This window comes from Corallococcus sp. 4LFB, from assembly GCF_046520365.1.
Classification (GTDB): domain Bacteria; phylum Myxococcota; class Myxococcia; order Myxococcales; family Myxococcaceae; genus Corallococcus; species Corallococcus caeni.
Genome location: NZ_JBKGHJ010001230.1, coordinates 1 through 496, shown reverse-complemented (window position 1 = coordinate 496; position 496 = coordinate 1). Strand labels below are relative to the sequence as shown.

Sequence of the window (496 nt, the reverse complement as noted above, 5' to 3'; positions counted from 1 at the left end):
CTCATCTACACGTCGGGAAGCACGGGCCGTCCGAAGGGCGTGGCGGTGACGCACCGGAACGCCGTGGCCTTCCTGGCGTGGGCGACGGAGACGTTCACACAGGAAGAGACGAAGGCGGTGCTCGCGGCGACGAGCCTGAACTTCGACCTCTCCGTCTTCGAGCTCTTCGCGCCGCTGGTGCGAGGCGGCAGCGTGGTGGTGGTGCGCAATGCGCTGCATCTGGCGGAGGAGAAGCCCGAGGCGGAGGTAACGCTCATCAACACGGTGCCGTCGGCGATGGCGCAGTTGGTACGGCTGAATGCAGTACCGCCGTCCGTCCAGGTCATCAATCTCGCGGGCGAAGCGTTGCCGGAGACGCTGGCGAAGGCCGTCTACGCGGTGCCGACGGTGAAGAAGCTCTACAACCTGTACGGCCCGTCGGAAGACACGACGTACTCAACATGGTCGCTGGTGGGACGCGCAGAGGTTCCGAACATCGGCCGGCCCCTCACCAACA

At 65.7% G+C, this 496-nt stretch carries 1 protein-coding gene; it reads left to right on the top strand.

Annotation, left to right across the window (positions count from 1 at the left end; translation table 11 throughout):
- Positions 1-496: AMP-binding protein (locus ACLEQD_RS45070; RefSeq protein ID WP_410392018.1), on the top strand; the 496-nt coding region annotated here is incomplete at both ends.